This window comes from Arthrobacter halodurans, assembly GCF_041877255.1.
Lineage (GTDB): Bacteria > Actinomycetota > Actinomycetes > Actinomycetales > Micrococcaceae > Arthrobacter_N > Arthrobacter_N halodurans.
Genome location: NZ_JBHDLJ010000013.1, coordinates 26,763 through 42,385, shown reverse-complemented (window position 1 = coordinate 42,385; position 15,623 = coordinate 26,763). Strand labels below are relative to the sequence as shown.

18 protein-coding genes are annotated in these 15,623 nt (G+C 71.2%); 5 read left to right on the top strand and 13 right to left on the bottom strand.

The window, feature by feature from the left end:
- Positions 1–15 precede the first annotated feature (15 nt).
- The 6 genes from ACETWP_RS13975 to ACETWP_RS13950 form a co-directional block, all read right to left on the bottom strand.
- Positions 16–633: an RES family NAD+ phosphorylase gene (locus ACETWP_RS13975; protein ID WP_373972872.1), complete on the bottom strand. Its 618-nt coding sequence runs from the start codon at positions 631–633 to the stop codon at positions 16–18.
- On the bottom strand, positions 630–1,214 hold the full coding sequence (locus ACETWP_RS13970; RefSeq protein ID WP_373972871.1) for a helix-turn-helix domain-containing protein: 585 nt from the start codon (positions 1,212–1,214) through the stop codon (positions 630–632). The genes ACETWP_RS13975 and ACETWP_RS13970 overlap by 4 nt, the downstream gene beginning before the upstream one ends.
- A 124-nt stretch (positions 1,215–1,338) precedes the next feature.
- Positions 1,339–1,536: a hypothetical protein gene (locus ACETWP_RS13965; RefSeq protein ID WP_373972870.1), complete on the bottom strand. Its 198-nt coding sequence runs from the start codon at positions 1,534–1,536 to the stop codon at positions 1,339–1,341.
- A 228-nt stretch (positions 1,537–1,764) separates the two neighbouring features.
- Complete coding sequence (locus tag ACETWP_RS13960) at positions 1,765–1,989, bottom strand: hypothetical protein (RefSeq protein ID WP_373972869.1); 225 nt, start codon at positions 1,987–1,989, stop codon at positions 1,765–1,767.
- A 117-nt stretch (positions 1,990–2,106) separates the two neighbouring features.
- On the bottom strand, positions 2,107–2,721 hold the full coding sequence (locus tag ACETWP_RS13955; protein ID WP_373972868.1) for a hypothetical protein: 615 nt from the start codon (positions 2,719–2,721) through the stop codon (positions 2,107–2,109).
- Between the two features lie 51 nt (positions 2,722–2,772).
- Positions 2,773–3,936, bottom strand: a complete 1,164-nt coding sequence (locus tag ACETWP_RS13950; RefSeq protein WP_373972867.1) for a DUF8548 family protein — start codon at positions 3,934–3,936, stop codon at positions 2,773–2,775.
- A gap of 199 nt (positions 3,937–4,135) precedes the next feature.
- Between ACETWP_RS13950 and ACETWP_RS13945 the strand changes: the two genes are divergently transcribed.
- Together ACETWP_RS13945 and ACETWP_RS13940 are read left to right on the top strand one after the other, a co-directional pair.
- Positions 4,136–4,933 carry a hypothetical protein gene (locus ACETWP_RS13945; RefSeq protein ID WP_373972866.1) on the top strand — a complete coding sequence of 266 codons (798 nt, stop codon included), beginning with the start codon at positions 4,136–4,138 and terminating at the stop codon, positions 4,931–4,933.
- 1,598 nt (positions 4,934–6,531) lie between these two features.
- A complete protein-coding gene (locus ACETWP_RS13940) occupies positions 6,532–6,750 on the top strand; it encodes a helix-turn-helix domain-containing protein (RefSeq protein ID WP_373972865.1) in 219 nt (72 codons plus the stop codon).
- 233 nt (positions 6,751–6,983) lie between these two features.
- On the opposite strand, the gene ACETWP_RS13935 is transcribed toward ACETWP_RS13940, so the two are convergent.
- The 6 genes from ACETWP_RS13935 to ACETWP_RS13910 all read right to left on the bottom strand — a co-directional run bounded on the left by ACETWP_RS13935 (position 6,984) and on the right by ACETWP_RS13910 (position 12,397).
- Positions 6,984–8,507: a hypothetical protein gene (locus ACETWP_RS13935; RefSeq protein WP_373972864.1), complete on the bottom strand. Its 1,524-nt coding sequence runs from the start codon at positions 8,505–8,507 to the stop codon at positions 6,984–6,986.
- Between the two features lie 120 nt (positions 8,508–8,627).
- The gene (locus ACETWP_RS13930; RefSeq protein WP_373972863.1) at positions 8,628–9,077 is read right to left on the bottom strand and encodes a hypothetical protein; all 450 of its coding nucleotides are present in this window, start codon (positions 9,075–9,077) and stop codon (positions 8,628–8,630) included.
- An 81-nt stretch (positions 9,078–9,158) separates the two neighbouring features.
- Positions 9,159–9,962, bottom strand: coding sequence for a hypothetical protein (locus ACETWP_RS13925; protein ID WP_373972862.1), 804 nt, complete (start codon positions 9,960–9,962; stop codon positions 9,159–9,161).
- A gap of 70 nt (positions 9,963–10,032) precedes the next feature.
- Complete coding sequence (locus ACETWP_RS13920) at positions 10,033–10,650, bottom strand: hypothetical protein (RefSeq protein WP_373972861.1); 618 nt, start codon at positions 10,648–10,650, stop codon at positions 10,033–10,035.
- A gap of 791 nt (positions 10,651–11,441) precedes the next feature.
- Positions 11,442–11,948 carry a hypothetical protein gene (locus ACETWP_RS13915; protein ID WP_373972860.1) on the bottom strand — a complete coding sequence of 169 codons (507 nt, stop codon included), beginning with the start codon at positions 11,946–11,948 and terminating at the stop codon, positions 11,442–11,444.
- A 38-nt stretch (positions 11,949–11,986) separates the two neighbouring features.
- Positions 11,987–12,397 carry a hypothetical protein gene (locus ACETWP_RS13910; RefSeq protein WP_373972859.1) on the bottom strand — a complete coding sequence of 137 codons (411 nt, stop codon included), beginning with the start codon at positions 12,395–12,397 and terminating at the stop codon, positions 11,987–11,989.
- A gap of 352 nt (positions 12,398–12,749) precedes the next feature.
- Between ACETWP_RS13910 and ACETWP_RS13905 the strand changes: the two genes are divergently transcribed.
- The gene (locus ACETWP_RS13905; protein ID WP_373972858.1) at positions 12,750–13,187 is read left to right on the top strand and encodes a hypothetical protein; all 438 of its coding nucleotides are present in this window, start codon (positions 12,750–12,752) and stop codon (positions 13,185–13,187) included.
- Here ACETWP_RS13905 and ACETWP_RS13900 read toward each other — a convergent pair.
- Positions 13,184–13,459: a hypothetical protein gene (locus tag ACETWP_RS13900; protein WP_373972857.1), complete on the bottom strand. Its 276-nt coding sequence runs from the start codon at positions 13,457–13,459 to the stop codon at positions 13,184–13,186. The two genes, ACETWP_RS13905 and ACETWP_RS13900, sit on opposite strands and share 4 nt — an antisense overlap.
- Positions 13,460–13,566: 107 nt before the next feature.
- On the opposite strand from ACETWP_RS13900, the gene ACETWP_RS13895 reads away from it, so the two are divergent.
- A complete protein-coding gene (locus ACETWP_RS13895) occupies positions 13,567–13,875 on the top strand; it encodes a hypothetical protein (RefSeq protein ID WP_373972856.1) in 309 nt (102 codons plus the stop codon).
- A 1,465-nt stretch (positions 13,876–15,340) separates the two neighbouring features.
- Positions 15,341–15,574 carry a DUF2188 domain-containing protein gene (locus ACETWP_RS13890; RefSeq protein ID WP_373972855.1) on the top strand — a complete coding sequence of 78 codons (234 nt, stop codon included), beginning with the start codon at positions 15,341–15,343 and terminating at the stop codon, positions 15,572–15,574.
- Positions 15,575–15,623 lie beyond the last annotated feature (49 nt).

The following is a 15,623-nucleotide window of genomic DNA, read 5'->3' as shown; positions in this document are numbered from 1 at the left end:
TGGCACGCCGGCGGGTCAGGAGGCGTTGGAGTTGAAGTCCAGAAGCTCGGCCGCAGCGGCGACGGCGCCGGAGATCGCCGGATGGCTCAGCGGCACGGAGAAGGCCGGGACAGGCGGGAACGCCCCGGGAGTCCAGAAGACAGCCACGTCGCGGCCGACCGGCGAGGACCTGGCCACCAGCCCGTCAAGATCGGGCCAGGCCTCGTGGATGGCGCGGGCCCACGCCCGGGTGTCGGATTTCCTCTCCGTCCCCGCCAGCGCCGCCTTGGCTCCGGCGCGCAGGAACCAGTGGTCGGTGAGGTCCAGCAGGGCCGCGTCCCGGGGCGTTTCCACGGCCGTGGCATACGGTGACCCGGTCTCGACGTCAATGAAGCGCGAATCCTGGTAGACCTCGGCGATGCAGGTGAGCAGGTCGAACCCGAAATAGGCGGCGCCCAGCGGCGAGTGGTCGCCGGCCGGCTCGGGGTGCGGGTCCCAGCGCGCGCCCGGGAGCGGCCCGAAGGTACGAAGCCCGTTCCAGGGCATCGGATAGGACGGGGCCGTTGCGTGGATCCGCCAGAGCACCGTGCCGGCGGCCAGGACGCGCTCATGCCGACCGATGCGTCGCAGCTCGCTGGGCTCGGGGACCCTCACAGGCGGCCGACGGACGCCGCCAACCCCGAGACCGCTGCCGGATCACCCCCGGAGAGCAGCCACTCCTTGGGGGTGGCAGCCCGACCTCCGAGACGCAGGTCGGGTTGCGCGGTCAGGAAGAAGCCCTGGACGGTCTGCGGGTGGCTTCCGGCAGGGAAGGAGGACAGCACCTCCGCCAGATGCGGGACGGCGCGGTTGCCGTCGAACTGCCAGGCGGGGAACAGGACCCTGCCGTTGGCCTTGAAGGAGTACAGCTTGCGGTCCATGACGTAGCGGCGGATCGTGGCGGGCTTGAGGCCCAGGCGCGGTGCGAGCTGGTTGGCGCTGAGGCTCTCGGACTCGTGGAGGGCCGAGGCAACCAGGCCGGAGAGCCTTCCGCGGGCGGCGAGTCCGGGCTCCGCAGGCATGCCCGAGTGCTTGTCCCAGAACGCCTGGTCGGCCTCGGTGAGCGCAGCGGATCCGCCGCCGCTGCCGCGGCGAAGCACGCGTTCGATCGCCTGGGCCAGGTCCTGGCTGCTGAACCCGGGCCTCAACCTGTCCAGCAGCTCCTCAACGGGCCCCGCGGTTGCGTCCGCAGCCATCGCCAGCACCTCCTGACAACATTCTATCGTGTCGTTGTCGAACGCGACAGGGACTTCCGTCGCTGGCGCACCACAGCGACCGCCCGGGCACGGGCGCGCCAGACCCGTGGCGACCGGTGGCTCCCTACTGGCGCGGGGTGACGGTGATGTCGTACTCCCCCACGTGCCATCCGTCGGTTTTGTTCATGGAGAACCCGTCGACCGTGATGCCGTCCAGCTCCATGGGGCTGGCCTTCGCCATGGCGTACACGGCCCGGGCGAACGCCTTGGCGTCCACGACGGAGGAATCGAACTCGACGACGATCTGTCTCTTCTTGGGCATGGCAGAAACCTATACCATCCAAGCCCCGTAGCGTCCGGTCTGGTCACAGGCTGTTTTCGCGTTCGGGACGGACGACGAGAAGCTCGGCGGCTAACGCTCCCGCAACGCCAGCAGGACGCCCAGCGGCTCGCTGGGCGTCCTCTTCTCGTTCACAGGGGCCCGGTGGCCCCACGGCGGCTTGCGGCCGCTGACGGGGCTCCTGCGGGCCCGCGCCGGGCTTCTGGCCGGTCAGGCAGCGGCCAGGGCCTTGCGCTGCTTCTGGGCGAACACCGCCGCGGGGCCCGGCACGCCGTCGACCCAGTTGTGCGGGTGGCAGGTGCAGGAGCACTTGACCTTCAGGTGGGGCTGCTCGACGGGGCAGATAACCTCGCGGCCGCTGCCCTCGCACTGCTTGGTGGTGCACCACCCGAACATCAGGTGCTTGGTGCCTTCGGGGTCGGTCTTCGTGCTCACAGGGGTCCTTGCTCGTGGTCGGGACGGTCAGTCTTGCAGTCACCCCTGACAGTGACGGGAACCGCTGCGTCTCATCATCCCGGCGCCACTCCCCCGCTCCCCCGCGCGGGTCCGCGGCTAGTCCAGGAAGGGCGCCTCGCCGGCCAGCGGCAGCTCGCTCTCGGTGGCGCCGCGCTCGCGAAGGAACCCGTGCCAGGTTTCGGTGTCCCCGTACTGGCCGTGGGAGGTCAGGGCGACGCGCTGGATGACCTCGTCCAGGTCCCGCCGCTCGGCGATCTCCAGGTGGACGGTGCCGGCGTTCGTCCACAGCTTCAGGAGCCGGAACCGGGCGTCCTCCGGCTCGAGGAACGCCCCGTAGGCGTCCAGGGCCTCGGCGGCGCGCGCGTCCTCGTAGAGGGCGTCCACGTCCGCCTGGTCCAGGGCCAGGTCGGGGCCGTCGTCGCCGGCGCGGCGCTTGGCCACGTACTCGGTCGGGCCGTGCGGGCCGTTCACTGCGGTGGTCAGCGTGATGTCGCGCCGGCCGATGGACAGGATCCGCCCCTGTGCGTCTTCGCGGCTGGCCCGGTCGTCCGTGGCCGTGTAGGTCCGCGGCGCGGGCCCGCCGGGCAGGTGTATGGACATGAGCTCGTGTCCGGCCTCGAGCGGCTTGAACGCCTGCTCGGGCAGGGGCGCGAACGGTCCTCCCGCCGGGGTGCCGTCGGGGTTCTTGCTTCCGGCTTCGTGTCGTGCCATGTCCGTGCTCCTCGCAATGGTCGTTGCGGGACACGGGTGGGGCGGGACCGGCTACAGCTCGGGGTGGCGCGAAAGCCAGATCGCGTGGTCCATGTGCGTCTCGGTGGCTCCCAGGTCCGGGCGCGCGGCGTGGACCTCGCGGAGCATGGCCCGCACGTCCTCCGGGTCGAGCCGGTCCGTGCCGGTCGCCTCACGGGCGAACGCGAGGATGTGGACGTCGACTTTGGATCCGGGATGGCCCAGGTTCATGCCGAAATAGTCGCGGGTCACCCAGCCCAGGCCATGGACGTCGGTGTAGTGGCGCAGGTGGTCCCGGTCGGAAGGGTCCAGGGTCTTGGTCGTGCCCAGGCCCGCGGCGTGGAACCGGCCGGCGGCCTCGATGGCGGCGGAGGCTTTGGTCCGGCCGCTGGTCACGGTCTGGCCCATGAAACCCTTCACGGTGTCCTCGTCGAGCCCGGCCAGGAACCCCAGATCATCCGCCACTCCCCCACGCCAAGCCCGGTACTCCAGGACCCTCCCTGCGACGCCCTTGCCGGGGGTCTTCGCCCGGTGGGTGGCCCGGATGGAGAACACCGCGTCCAGCAGTGCCAGCTCGACGTTGCCCCGCCACCCTCCGGGCCAGCGGGTGAACAGCTTCGGGTCCAGGGCGGCGATGGAGGCCTCCAGCGCGTGGGAGCGCGGATCGGCGTAGGCGGTCATGGGCGAAGCATAGCCGCCGGCCCCCACGGCACAGCCGGAACCGGCAGGATCCTGCCGAAACGTGCAGTCGACTCCGCCGTGGGGGGCGAAGATGACCTCCTCGGCGACACTGCCCGCGGCCTCGGCGAGGTCGTTGTCCCGGTTCTTCTCCAGGTGCTCGGTGGCGGCGTCCAGTGCCGCGGTGAGCTTCTCCGGGTCGTTGGCGATCGCGTCGGCGACGGCCTCCTCGTCGGGCCCGCCCTCGTCGCCGTTGTCCTGGTTCCACTGGCCGAGCTCGCCGGTGGCCTTCAGGAGCCCGCGCAGGGCCTCGAAGCGGTCCTCCTCGGTGCGCTCGGTGTCCAGGACGCGCACGGCCAGGTGCGCGGGGGTGTCCCCGTCGCCGGATCCTTCGGCCATCCAGTCGGCGCCGGCCGGGGCGGGCAGGCCCGCGGTGGGCGTGGCGAGGACCTGGGCGGTGAACTGCCCGTTCTCCGCGGAGTGGGGGACGTTGTTCTTGTCGGTCGTGATGCTGGGCATGGTGGCCTCCTGGTGGTTCGGTTACCTCCAGTGAGTGCGGCCGGCCGGCCCACGCATCAGATATGCATTTGCACAACGCACAGCCTCGGAGGTGCCGGTGCGACGGAACCGACGTCCGGTCCTCCTCAGGGACATGCATCCACACACTCCCCGCCCCGCTCCGTCGTCATCCGCTCTTGGGACGCCCCCGATCCCGGGGATGGACGCCGTCCCGCCCCGCCACCGGCCGCGCGCCGAGGCCCTGCTCGCGCGCCTGGCCGAACACGGTTGCGCACGCCCGCTCCTGGGGCCGACAGTGCCCGGATCCGACTACGAGCGCGCCTGGGAGACCCGGTTCCGGCTCGCAGCGGCCTTGGAGGCCTTCCCTGAGGCCCTCAGCGCCGTTTCCTGGACCTCGCACACCCACGACCCCCTCCCGGTGCCCCGAAGCGGCCACAGCGCCCCAGAGGCCGTTCTGACGGCCCTGGCGGGCGGCATGCGGCACCCGTTGCCGGTCCACCAGTGGGGTCCGGGCCCCGAGACGCTCGCCGGGACGGCCGCGGCCCGCCAGGACGTCTTCCCCTACTGGGAGAACCCCGGGTTCCTCGCCCACGCCGGCCGCGAGCACCTGGTCTGCGGCATGGATCCGGACGACGGGTCGCTGTCCCTCAAGGAGGCCGCGCGCCGGCTGGCCGACGCCGGGCACACGCGCTTCTTCGTGAAGGGCGCCCGCTCCAAGTCGCTGGTCCTTACCGGGACCCACCACCCGCACCGGGGCTTCGCCCCCGACGACGAGGACGCCGGCTGGGAGCTCGTCCGGCTCGAGGGACGGGGAGCGACCCTGGTCCTGCAGCCGTTCCTGCCGATGACCCACGAGTACCGGTTCACGGTCGTCGCCGGGGTGCCGGTCTCGGGCGCCGGAAGGGTTCTGGAGCACACCCCGTTCGACAGCACCGGGAAGCGCTTCGAGACGGTCCTCAGGGAGGTCCCCGGAGCGCCCCTCGAGGAGCTCTCCTAGGCGGTCTTCGGGTACGTCGATTTCGCCCGCCGGGCCGGCCGGGAGATCTTCGCCGCGGACCCCTCGCTGGAGCACTTCGTCCTGGACGTCGCGACCGGTCCCGACGGTGTTCCGGTGGCCCTCGAACTGAATGCCGAAGGCGGTGCCGGCCTGTACGCGCAGGACCCCCGCCGGGCCGCCCGCGCGGTCGCCAGGCACCTCGGATTCGGCGCCTGAGAGGCGATTTCGGGCGTGCCCCGGCTGCCCCAGCCGTGCCCCAACGCCTTGGGGCACGAAAATCCGCGCGGATAAAGGGATGCAGGCCCCTTCGGAGGCCGTGCCCCAGTGCCCCAGTGGGAATGCATACATTAAGAGGGTAGGTAGTTGTTTTTGGCTGGGAGGAAACAACTACCGATCCCTTATGGAGGGAGGGGGTGCAAATGGTGGGGCACTGGGGCATATATATATTTTTTACGTGAAAAACCCTTATATATAGGGGCTATAGGGGCCTCCCACTGTGCCCCAAGCCGTGCCCCAAGACTCCTGGAAGTTGGGGCGGCTGGGGCACGGAGTCGAAATATGCCCTGTTTGGCGAGCGAAAAACGCGTTTGGGCCATGAACGGGCGCCGGCCGCCTCCGGCCCGCCGGCTGGTCGGCCGCCGGCGCGAGCACCGCGCGATCCGCCCGTGTACGCCTTTGTGATGACGCGGGCATCGTCCGAAAGGATGACGCCACCGTCCCGGACCTCCCGGGTGGCGCTCCGAAAGCCGCCCCGAGGGGGTGTCCAGCACACGATCCGTCCACGCCGGAACGCCTCTGGACGACGCCGGCGGACCGCCCGCCGGTCGGCAGTGGCAGCGCCGCCAGCCTCCGCGACGGATCGGCCGCGCCCCCTGGACCACCCGGAGCGCCTCCGCACCGTCTCGGGGCGGCCGAGCCGGCCTTGTTCACAGGCGTCCTGGAAGTGCCTCCAATGAGCCCGTCGGGCATGCCTTTCCGGTGCCCCAAACGGGACCCAGAACGGCCCCTCGCCAGGGCGCATTCCGACGGGCCAGACGCCCCTTTCCGGGACCGTCTCGGGGCCGCCTCGGGGGCTGTCCGGCGACAGAGCGTGGTGCCCGCCAGCAGGCCGACAGGTGGGTCGTGGAAGGTCCGGCCACCGGGGGCGCCGGCGGCCGCCACCGCCGGTGGCCCAGGGGAACATGGCGGTCTCTTCGTCGGTGGGCTCACGATCCCGTCCGTTGCCGACGAGCAAGGGGTTGTCCCGCGGTGTTGGGTCGGGCGGCCACCGTGCACGTCGTCCTGGATCCTCGCCGTCACGCACCAACCCCTGGCTACCCGCGAGACCGGGCGGAGAGCAGGCGGCAGTCGCGCCGGCGGTCCTGACCCCGCAGAGATCCTCATCTGCGAGCATCTGTTGTGCAAATGCACAAGCATTCCACTTCTGGAGGACGTGGCGGTCCCGTGCGCCGGACGTGCCGGACACCGGGTTGTCATGTCCCTGTCAACTGTCGACGGTCTGTGCGTATGCTGTAGCCACCGTGGCGGCAGTGCTTGGGGATCGCCGCGGGAAGGCAGTGACCCGGTGGGGACCGTGGTCACGACAGTTGGGGGATGCCGTGGTTGATTTGCAGGAGCTCGAGAACGCCCATTACCTGACGGTGGCCGAGGTGGCCGTCGCGATGCGGGTGTCGAAGATGACCGTCTACCGGTTGGTGCATACGGGCGACCTGCCCGCGGTGCGCTTCGGCCGGTCCTACCGGGTGCCAGAGCGGGCCGTCCAAGAGTACTTGGTGTCCGGGGAGACCGGCCAGGAGCCGGATCGCCCGAAGGACTGACCCCGTCCCTCGCCGGCTCAGCCGTGCGGCATGGGCCGGGCTCCTGGGCGCGAGGACAGAAGCCGCGACAGCGGCGCCGTCCGAGCTGTAGGGGCTGGAGGACCAGCTGGCGTTGTCGTGGATCTCCATGCCGGGGTGAGTGCCGGTCCGCTCCCCCGTTTGCCCGGGCACGGCGGCAGGGCACGAGAAAGGCCCCGGCGAACCGGGGCCTTCTCGGCGGCGGTGCGTCCGGGCTACCGGGGGCGGACGGCCGCGGACGTGCGCGTGGCGACGGCGTAGCCGGTCTTGGTGCCGGTGATCCTCACGGTGATCCGCTGGCCGGTGTCGGCGCGGGAGACCCGGTAGGAGCGGCTGGCGGCCCCGGGGATGGTCTTGCCGTTGCGCATCCAGCGGTAGGTGAGCTTCGTGCCGGCGGTCCACGTGCCGGTGGTGGCGGTGGCGACGCCGCCGGCGCGCAGGGTCCCGCGGATGGACGCCCATGAGGTGCCGAGGATCCCGTACCCGGGGCGGACCGCCTTGGAGGCGACGGTGCGCGGCGCGTAGCCCGGGGCGGTGCCGGTCACCTTCACGGCGACGCTGCGGCCGCGGTCCGCGGGCACCGGCACATAGGTTTTGCCGGTCGCCCCGGCGATGGCCTTGCCGTCCCGGGTCCACTGATAGGCGAAGGACGTCCTGGAGGTCCAGGTGCCCGGCGCCGCGGTCAGCCGGACGGCCACACGCGCGGTCCCTGCGATGGCCGGCACCCGGGCGGGCAGCGCGCCGAGCTGGACGGTCCGCGCCGGGGAGTCGAGCGTGACGGCCTTCCGCCAAACCCATCCGTCGGAGGTGACCCGGACCTGCAGGGGCTTCCCGAGGTCCCCGAGGGTCGGGACGTAGGTCTTGGAGACCGCCCCGGCGATGGGGACGCCGGCACGCAACCACTCGTAGCGGTGCCCGGCCATCTGGCCCCACTCGGGTCCGAGGACCTCGTGGAGCGCCTCGACGGGCGCCCCGACACGCGGGACGCCGAGCGTGGGGGCGGCGACGGTGAGCGGGAAGGACCCGATGTCCCCGGAGCGGCCGCGGCGCACCCGGACGGTGCCGTCGGGCCAGGTGGCGGTGGCCTTCACGGCCGCGTGCTGCCAGTGATAGGCGAACGGGATGCGCCAGGGGTTGCCCGCGATGGAGGGCTCCTCCCGCTTGGCCGTCCATTCGTAGGCGACGGTCGCACCGGGCGCGTCCAAGGATCCGGTGAGGTGTTCGCCGACGGCGGCGAGCCCGGCGACGGCGACCGTGTTCGCGACCGGGTGGGCCGGATCGTCCACGACCAGCTCGGCGTTGGCGGGGACCACCCACGCGCCGGGCTTGCCGTCGTTCACCAGGACCTGCCCGAGCGGGTAGGTCCCGTAGAGGGTGTCGCGCGGGACGTAGAACCGGACGCGGCGCGTGGCGGTCCCGTCCCCGTTGTCGACCGTGTCGGAGGGGTAGGACACCCCGTAGTACCACTGGTTCTTGTTCTGGAGCGTCTCGTTGACGACGAACTTCAGGCTGGCGATGCCCTCGCCGGCCGCGGTGATGTCGAACTCGAAGGGGATCCCCGGGACCACGGACGCCGGGAGTCCGGCGGCGCCGCCAACGTACGGGGCCACGGGCTCACTGGAGACGGCAGTGTCCTGGGCGGGTGCGCCCGTCGTCTGGGCGTGCGCTGCCGGGATGCCGGAGAGCACGATCGCGGCGGCGGTGAGACTGGCAGCCAGATGTTGTTTCAGCTTGCCCATGGCGGGCTCCTTACGTCGTTCCCCCGGACGGCGTCCCGTCCCACACCGTGGTGTGCGGGCGTGAGCCCGCCCACATCGTAACCCGCCGCGCCGGCGGCGGTGCGCAGGCAGGTCGGGCCCCTAGGTGACCGTGTGCAGGGCCGCGAGGGCCTCGCCCCACGCGGGGAGGTCGGTTGCGGAGACCCGGCCGGCGTCGATGGCCTCGGCGATGTCCTGGACGATGCCGACGGCGCAGTGCCCGGACAGGGTCCGGGCGGCGAGGACGACGGCGCGGGCCGTCTCGGTGGACGCATAGGTGCTCCTGCCGAGGGCGTAGCGGACCGCGTAGGCCAGGATGTTCTCCGGCACCGGGGCCGCGGACACGGCGAGGCGGCGCCCGTCCAGTTCGAAGGCGACGCAGCACCGCGGCGTCTTGGCGTCCGGGATGTTCTCGACGAGGTGGGCCAGTTCGGCGTGGGGCCAGCCAGGTGGTTGGCGGCGAGAGAGGCGGTTCCGGGCGGTGGCGACGTCGCTGGCGACCGTGTTGGGTCTGGTGCCGAAGGTCTGGTCGTTGCTCTTGGTGTCGGTCATGCCGCAGGGAGTGCCGGGGCGTCCGGACGTCTCACCGTCCGGGCGGGCCCCATGCCCGGGTTCCCGCCCGCATATACCGGCTCAGGGCATCAGGCCCGGGTAGCTGGACCGGTAGGCGACCGCTTTCCCCTTCCAGTCGGCGGTGCGGACTTCGACCCGGTTCAGGTCTTCGACGTCGAGGCCCACCAGGGTCATGATGCTGTGCGCCAGATTGTCCAGCTCGTGCTGGGGCACCTGGTGGGAGCCAACGCTCAGCATCACGTCGACCATGCCGTCGCTGGTGCTCTCCCAGTCCACGACGTACCCAGCGAGCATCTCGGGCCGCTGGGCGGCGATCTCGGACGGACTCTCGACCATCCAGGCGTCCAGCCACTCCTTCTCGACGCGGTCGGCCAGGTCCTGGGCTTTCGCCGACTCGGCGGCAGCGGCGGACCGGATGAGCGCCTCGGCGCGCTCGCGCGCGTTCGCCTCTGCGCTGGCCGCGGCCGCACTGGAGGCTTCCGCACGGCTCGCCTCTGCGGCTTCGCTGGCTGCGCTGCTGCTGGCGGCGGCACTGCTGGAGGATGCCTCGGCCGACCGTTGCGCGGCCTGGTCCTGGGCACGCTCGGCCTTTGCGGAGGCGGCAGCGGGGTCCGTCGGTTCACTGGTGAGGAAGGGGCCCGCGACGGCCGTGAGCGCGACGATGGCGGCTGCGAGTCCGGCACCGCCCCACAGCAGCGCCGTTCCCAGGCCCGCCGGTTTGGGTGTCTGGTCGGCGACCTCGACCCAGAGGGGCCAGTCGGGCGGGATCGGGCCCCAGCTGGGGTCCGGCCACCAGTTGCCGTCGGGTTGCCATCCCGGGGGCGGCGGCGGCCAGTTGGGCGGCGGGTTGAATCTCAATGGCATGGTGTCCTTCTTCTGCGGTGCGTGCGGTGTCTGGCCCGGGTCGAGGCGTGCCTGCGGGTTGGGCTCCCGCTCAGGGCATCAGGCCCGGGACGTTCGCCCGGTAGACGACCGCGCTCCCCTCCCAGTCGGCGGTGTGGACCTCGACGCGGTCCAGATCCTCAACGTCAAGCCCCGTCAGGGTCATGATGCTGTGGGCCATCGTGTCCAGCTGGTACTGGGACACCTGGTGGGAGCCGAGGCTCAGCATCACGTCGACCATGCCACTGTTGGTGCTTTCCCAGTCCACGACGTAGCCCTCGAGCAGCCCGGGCCGGTCGGCGGCGATCTCGGACGGCGTGTCGACCATCCAGACGTCCAGCCACTTCGTTTCGACGCGGTCGGCCAGGTTCTGGGCTTTCGCCGACTCGGCGGCCACGGCCTTGCTCGCGGCCGCCGCTTTCGCCTCGCTGGATTCGGCCGCCGCCTTCGACGCGGCCGGATCCGCGGCCTCGTCGGACGCGGGAGGTCCGAAGATGAACCCCACCAGGATGAGTGTTCCGACCACTGCGACGAGCCGTACGCTCGGCGAGTCGAAGGCCCGCGGCTTGGGGGTCTGGCCGTCGGCGTCGTCGGCGTCGGTGTCGTCCGTGTCGGGCTGCCTTCCTTGCGGAAGCGGCCAGTTGGGCGGAGGGTTGAACCTCGGTGTCATGGCGTGCCTCTCGTGGTGCGCGTGATGTGCCTGACCCTGGTCGAGGCGTGGTTGCTGGATGGGTACGACGCGGCTGGCGAGGCCAGCGCCGTCGATGCGCAAGTTCGCGGGGAAGCAGCGCACCACCCGGGTACGGACGACGTCCACGATGTAGTCCCCTGTGGGGAGCCGGCCTCCGGCGGGTGTGAACTCGACGGGCCGTCCCGGGCCGGCGGTGTGGACGACGACGTCCCCGGTGTCCAGGCGCAGGCTGTGCGTCGCGTGCAGGGCGGTGGCCGCGAACGACTGCGGCCCTTCGACGATCCCCGGGGACGCCGGCTGGGCGACCCCAGCTGCGCGCGCGGCCTTCAGGAACCGGCGGACGGCCCGGGAGGTGTCGGTTGGTGCCCAGTGCCCCGGGAGCCGGGGTGGCGGAGGTGACGTCGAAGTCGCCCATGTTGGAGGGTGTGCTCATGGGCTTCGGGGGTGCTGGCGCACCGCCTTGCTCACCGGGGCCGCGGCGTCCTAGACGGTGACCTTGGCGCAGGTGTCGGTCCGGGAGTTGTACGGGGAGCCCGGGACGACCTTCATGTAGCGGGGCGGGTTGATGGAGTGGCTGTAACCAGTCGGCCCGGGTTCGGGCCCGGTACGGCCGGGGCAGGATGAACTGGCACGCGATGCCGAGGTAGCGGAATCCGGCCAACGCCCGCGCGGCCAGGCGCCTCGGGGTGAAGGATCGGCCGCTAACTGGAGCACCACCGCGGACCGTTGTTAGGCCCGCGTTCCCGCCACGCCAAGGTCCCCGTAGGCCTTCAGAACCGCCCAGATGGCGGGGGCGGCGACGCCTTGAGTCGGGGGTTCGGCGCCGATGGGTCAACTGGTCGCGTTCCCGGATGCAGGCGTCCAGGATGCGCGTTCTGGGCCCGCTCCAGCCGGGCCGCGAGCGGCACCGCACCGACCTGCCCGGAGGTGTCCGTCGCCTCCGCCTGCAACCGGAGCCAGTCGGTGATGGTCCCGGCCCTGTGCTCCCCGGGGCGGCCCGGCTCGCTGTCCCAGGACAGCTGCCCTTGACCGGTCCAGCCCTCCCCGGCGGCCTCGTCGGTGTGATGTAGTTTCTCGATGAACGCGATGTCGTGTAGGCGGACCGCGGTGGCGATCGGTCCGGCGACGGCCGCGGTGACGCGCGTGGCGATCTCGTGGGCGTCCAGGAGCTTGCGGAACGTCGCCGGCGTGGACGCCTCGACAAGGTATTGCCCCGCGGCGGTCTGGGCGGCGCCGGTGACGGCCGGGGTGATGAACGGGCTGGCAGTGTCGGTCATGCCCGGTGGAGTGGCGCTGCGCGCCCCGGGCTCACCGGCTAGTCGTCGTCGGCAGCGACGGCTTCGCGCGCCGCCTTCCGGTCCTGGCCTACCCGCACCGCGTACCGGACCCCGACGACCGCGGCGAGCGAAGCGACCGCGGTCCCGCACACGGCGAGCCGGACCTGCGTCGACGCCTGGCCGAGCATCCGCGCTCCCGCGTCCTTGCCGCCTCCCCCGGCGGCCTTCGCGCCGCCGGCGACCGCGGCCAGCGTCGCGTCGGACGCGGCGATGCCTCTCAGCACCCGGATCGGGGTGCCGGTGCTGGCCTCCCGCAGGGCCGCGCCGGCGAGCATCGAATCGCGGATCGTGCGCCCGGCTGCGGCGCTGGCGAAACCGCTTTCGACGGCGAAGGTGATGCCGGCGTCGCCGAACACGTCGCCGATGGCCAGGAGCAATCTGGGGTCCATGGTGTGCCTCCATTTCGGGGCGGAACAGCCCGGGCCCGGGTGGCTCAGGTCTGCTGCTCCTCGCATCCTAGCCAAGCCGGGGTTGAGGCGTGGCCAACCTCCGCGGCCGGCACGTCGCGGCCGCTTTCCCATGAACCATGGTTCTTGGGAAACCAGCTGCTGGGGTTTCCCAGTCGGTCAATCCCCTTGGTCGGGGCAAGGCGGGTTCAGCCGCGGCGGCGGTCCTCACGGGTGACGCGCCGCCCGACCGGGGCGATCACCGGCGGAGGCAGGACGGTGGCGTCCAGCTCGGCGATCCGAGCCTCGTACCGGGCGATGTGCCGCTCGGCGTCCTCCCGGTCGGTCGCCGGAAGTGAACCGCGCAGCCAACACAGACGGTTTCTTCGACTGGCCCCGGACCCGGCTCGGCGTCGAACCACAGCCCTCGGCTTTGCACGTCGACTCCGACCTCGTGACGAAGACGGCGTCCGCGTTCACGCTGACGCTCGGGATGTGCGACTGCGACTCCGCCGTCGGGCACGGCCCGGATCGGATGAGACCGGACGGGCCCGCGGCCGGCGACTACGTGGACTGGCTGCAGTCCCTGCCCGATCACGCGCGCTTCGCAAACCGGGTCACCGTGGTCCGCACCTGGAACCCCAACAGCACGATCGTCCCGGCCGGGGTCGACTGGGTCGGCGCCGGGGTCGTCCGGGTCGGCGCCGGGGCGCTCACCGCGCAGCTGCTCACCGACCTGCCCGAGGAGCGGCTGCTCGTCGTCGACTTCCGCCGGCCGCGTACTGACGGCTAGATCGTCTCGATCCCGGTGTGCCGCAAACGGTCGGCCAGCGCCGCGCCGATCTGGTCCGCTGTGGCATGGGGCGGGGCGAACAGGTAGCCGGACCCGTTCTGTCTCGGCACCCCGGTCAGCATGAGCGCGGCGGTCGAGATGATGTCCAACCAGACCTCTGCGGGAAGCGCGAGCTCACCGAGGGGCTCGAAGCGCGGAAGGTCCGGCTCGTCCTCGACAAGCTGGCCGTAGCTGATGGATAGGTCGCCATTCTCGGCCCACTCTGCGCTCATGTCCCCACCCTAGGGGGCACACCCGCGCTGTCTGCGTGTCCGGCGCTGAAACGCCGGCAACCCCGGGTTAGCCTGAGGGCTCGCACCGATATTCCAGGGGGAAACCAATGACCGAACGACCCAAACCTCTTGCCGGCATGTTCCTGCTCGCAGTCATGCTGTGGTTCATCGCGGGGCTCACCGGCCTCGTCGCCGCCGCCGCGGTCAGCCGGCCCGGGGGCGGCGGGGTGATCGTGTTCGTGACGGTGATCTTCAGCCTCACCGCGTTCATCCTCGGCGTGATCGCCGCGTGGCGGGCCGCGTCCGCGCTGGACTTCCTTGTCGCCTCCGTCCCGGAGCCGGCCGAACCCGAGGCGGTCACGCCGGTCCCGGCCGAGGTGAACGCACCACCGTCCACGGCCACCGCCGCCAACTAGCACCGCCCCGAGGGGGCGCCGTCCACGGCCACCGCCGCCAACTAGCACCGCCCCGAGGGGGCGCCGTCCAACCGGGCGGCGCCCTATCGCATGCCCGCAGTGGCCAGACCCGGACACTCGCAGAGCGCGGCAGCGCGACGTGGATCTCAACCCGCCCCGAGATGTTCGCGGGCAGCCGCGAGGGCGCCAGCCCGAGAATCGCGCGCCGCAGGCGTGCGGACCGAGGCCGGCAGCCCGGACCGGGCGAGCTGGAAGTTATCGGGGCTGGAAGTTGGATCGGGTCGAGCTGGGGCGGGGTATATAAAAGTCATGAGGGGCCTGGGGCGCTTCGCGCCCTTCGCCCTCGTCGTGTCCCTCTACGGATGACTGTACGAAAAGACTCAGTGCCTTCTCTGTCTCTGGACTCTGTTGCCGGGCTGGCCTTCTGCTCTCTGGGCTTTCACCGGATCGTGCTCCTGGTCGTGGTCCGACTTGCTGCGCGGGGCGTCGCGCTGCGCGCGGCGCCTGCGGCACCTGATCCCTGACTTCTGGCTCTCTCCTGTCCTGGGCCGGGGGCCGGTCCGCGCTGTGCGCGGCCGGCTTGCTCTGGGGACTCGCCTCCCTAGTTGTGGTCTGGGCCGTGCGGCGGGACGGCTGCTCTCTCTGACACTCCGACTCTCTGTGGCTCTCTGGCGGACCGGCGTCGCCTAAAAGTGCACTCTCTGCCTCTGCCTACCGCTGCGCCGGCTCTCCGTGGCTCCCTGACTCCCTGACTCCCTTGGAGGACACCGTGCTGAGGCGGGACATGACTCTGGTGCCGGGCTGACCGGTGTGCGGTGCGGGCTCCGGCACGGTTGGCGGACCGTGTGCGGGCGGCGGACCGTGGAACGCTGCGTGGGACTGGTCGGGGATCGTCTCGGGATGGCTGACTGCGAGGCCGGGATGCCGCACGATGGCGGGCCCGTGCCGGTGCGCGAGAAGACCTGGTCTCCGGGCCAACCTCCCGCGGGGTCCAGGCCGACCGTTGGCCGGGATCTCTTGCGGGGAACGGGTCGTGGTGCGGGGCGTGGGACGTATCGTCCGACAAATACACCGCCGGTCAGCCCCCGAGCCGGACACCGACAGTCGCCTCCCGGGAGAACAAGCCGACACCCCTCCACGCACCGTGACCACAGCGATCGTTTCAGCCGCGCAGCGATCCGGCCATCCCTTCCTTGACCACCAGCTCCGGCCGACGGGTAGCGACAGAAGGATCCCACCGACTAGGCACCGCTATTAGAAACGCGACTGACCGGGACTCGCAAAGGGATGACACCAGCAAAGTGGGGGAAGCGCGTGCGCGGCCCGCTGCACGGCTCTGGGGATCAGGCGGGGTCGGGGTTGGGGAAACCGCAAATGAAACCCCCCGGTGATCGCCGGTCCCGTGCACGCACTATGTGTCTGAGCGACTAACCGTGACCAACGAACATGCGACGGACCGAACAACGTGCCCAACAACGACATCAACATTTACAAGGAAGGCAACGACTGGAAGGCCAAGCGAAGCGATTCTTCGCGTGCCTCCATCGTCGCTCCGACCCAGCGTGAAGCCTACGACAAGGCCCGCGACCTCCTTTCGCGCAACGGCGGCGGGGAAATCTCGACACACGGCACGGACGGCAAGATCCGCGACAAGAACACCATCCGGCCGGCAAAGGACCCCCGCGGCCTTAAGGGCTAGAACCTCGGCTCGGGGTCCCTTCAACCTCAACGTTGAGGGGCTCCTTCGT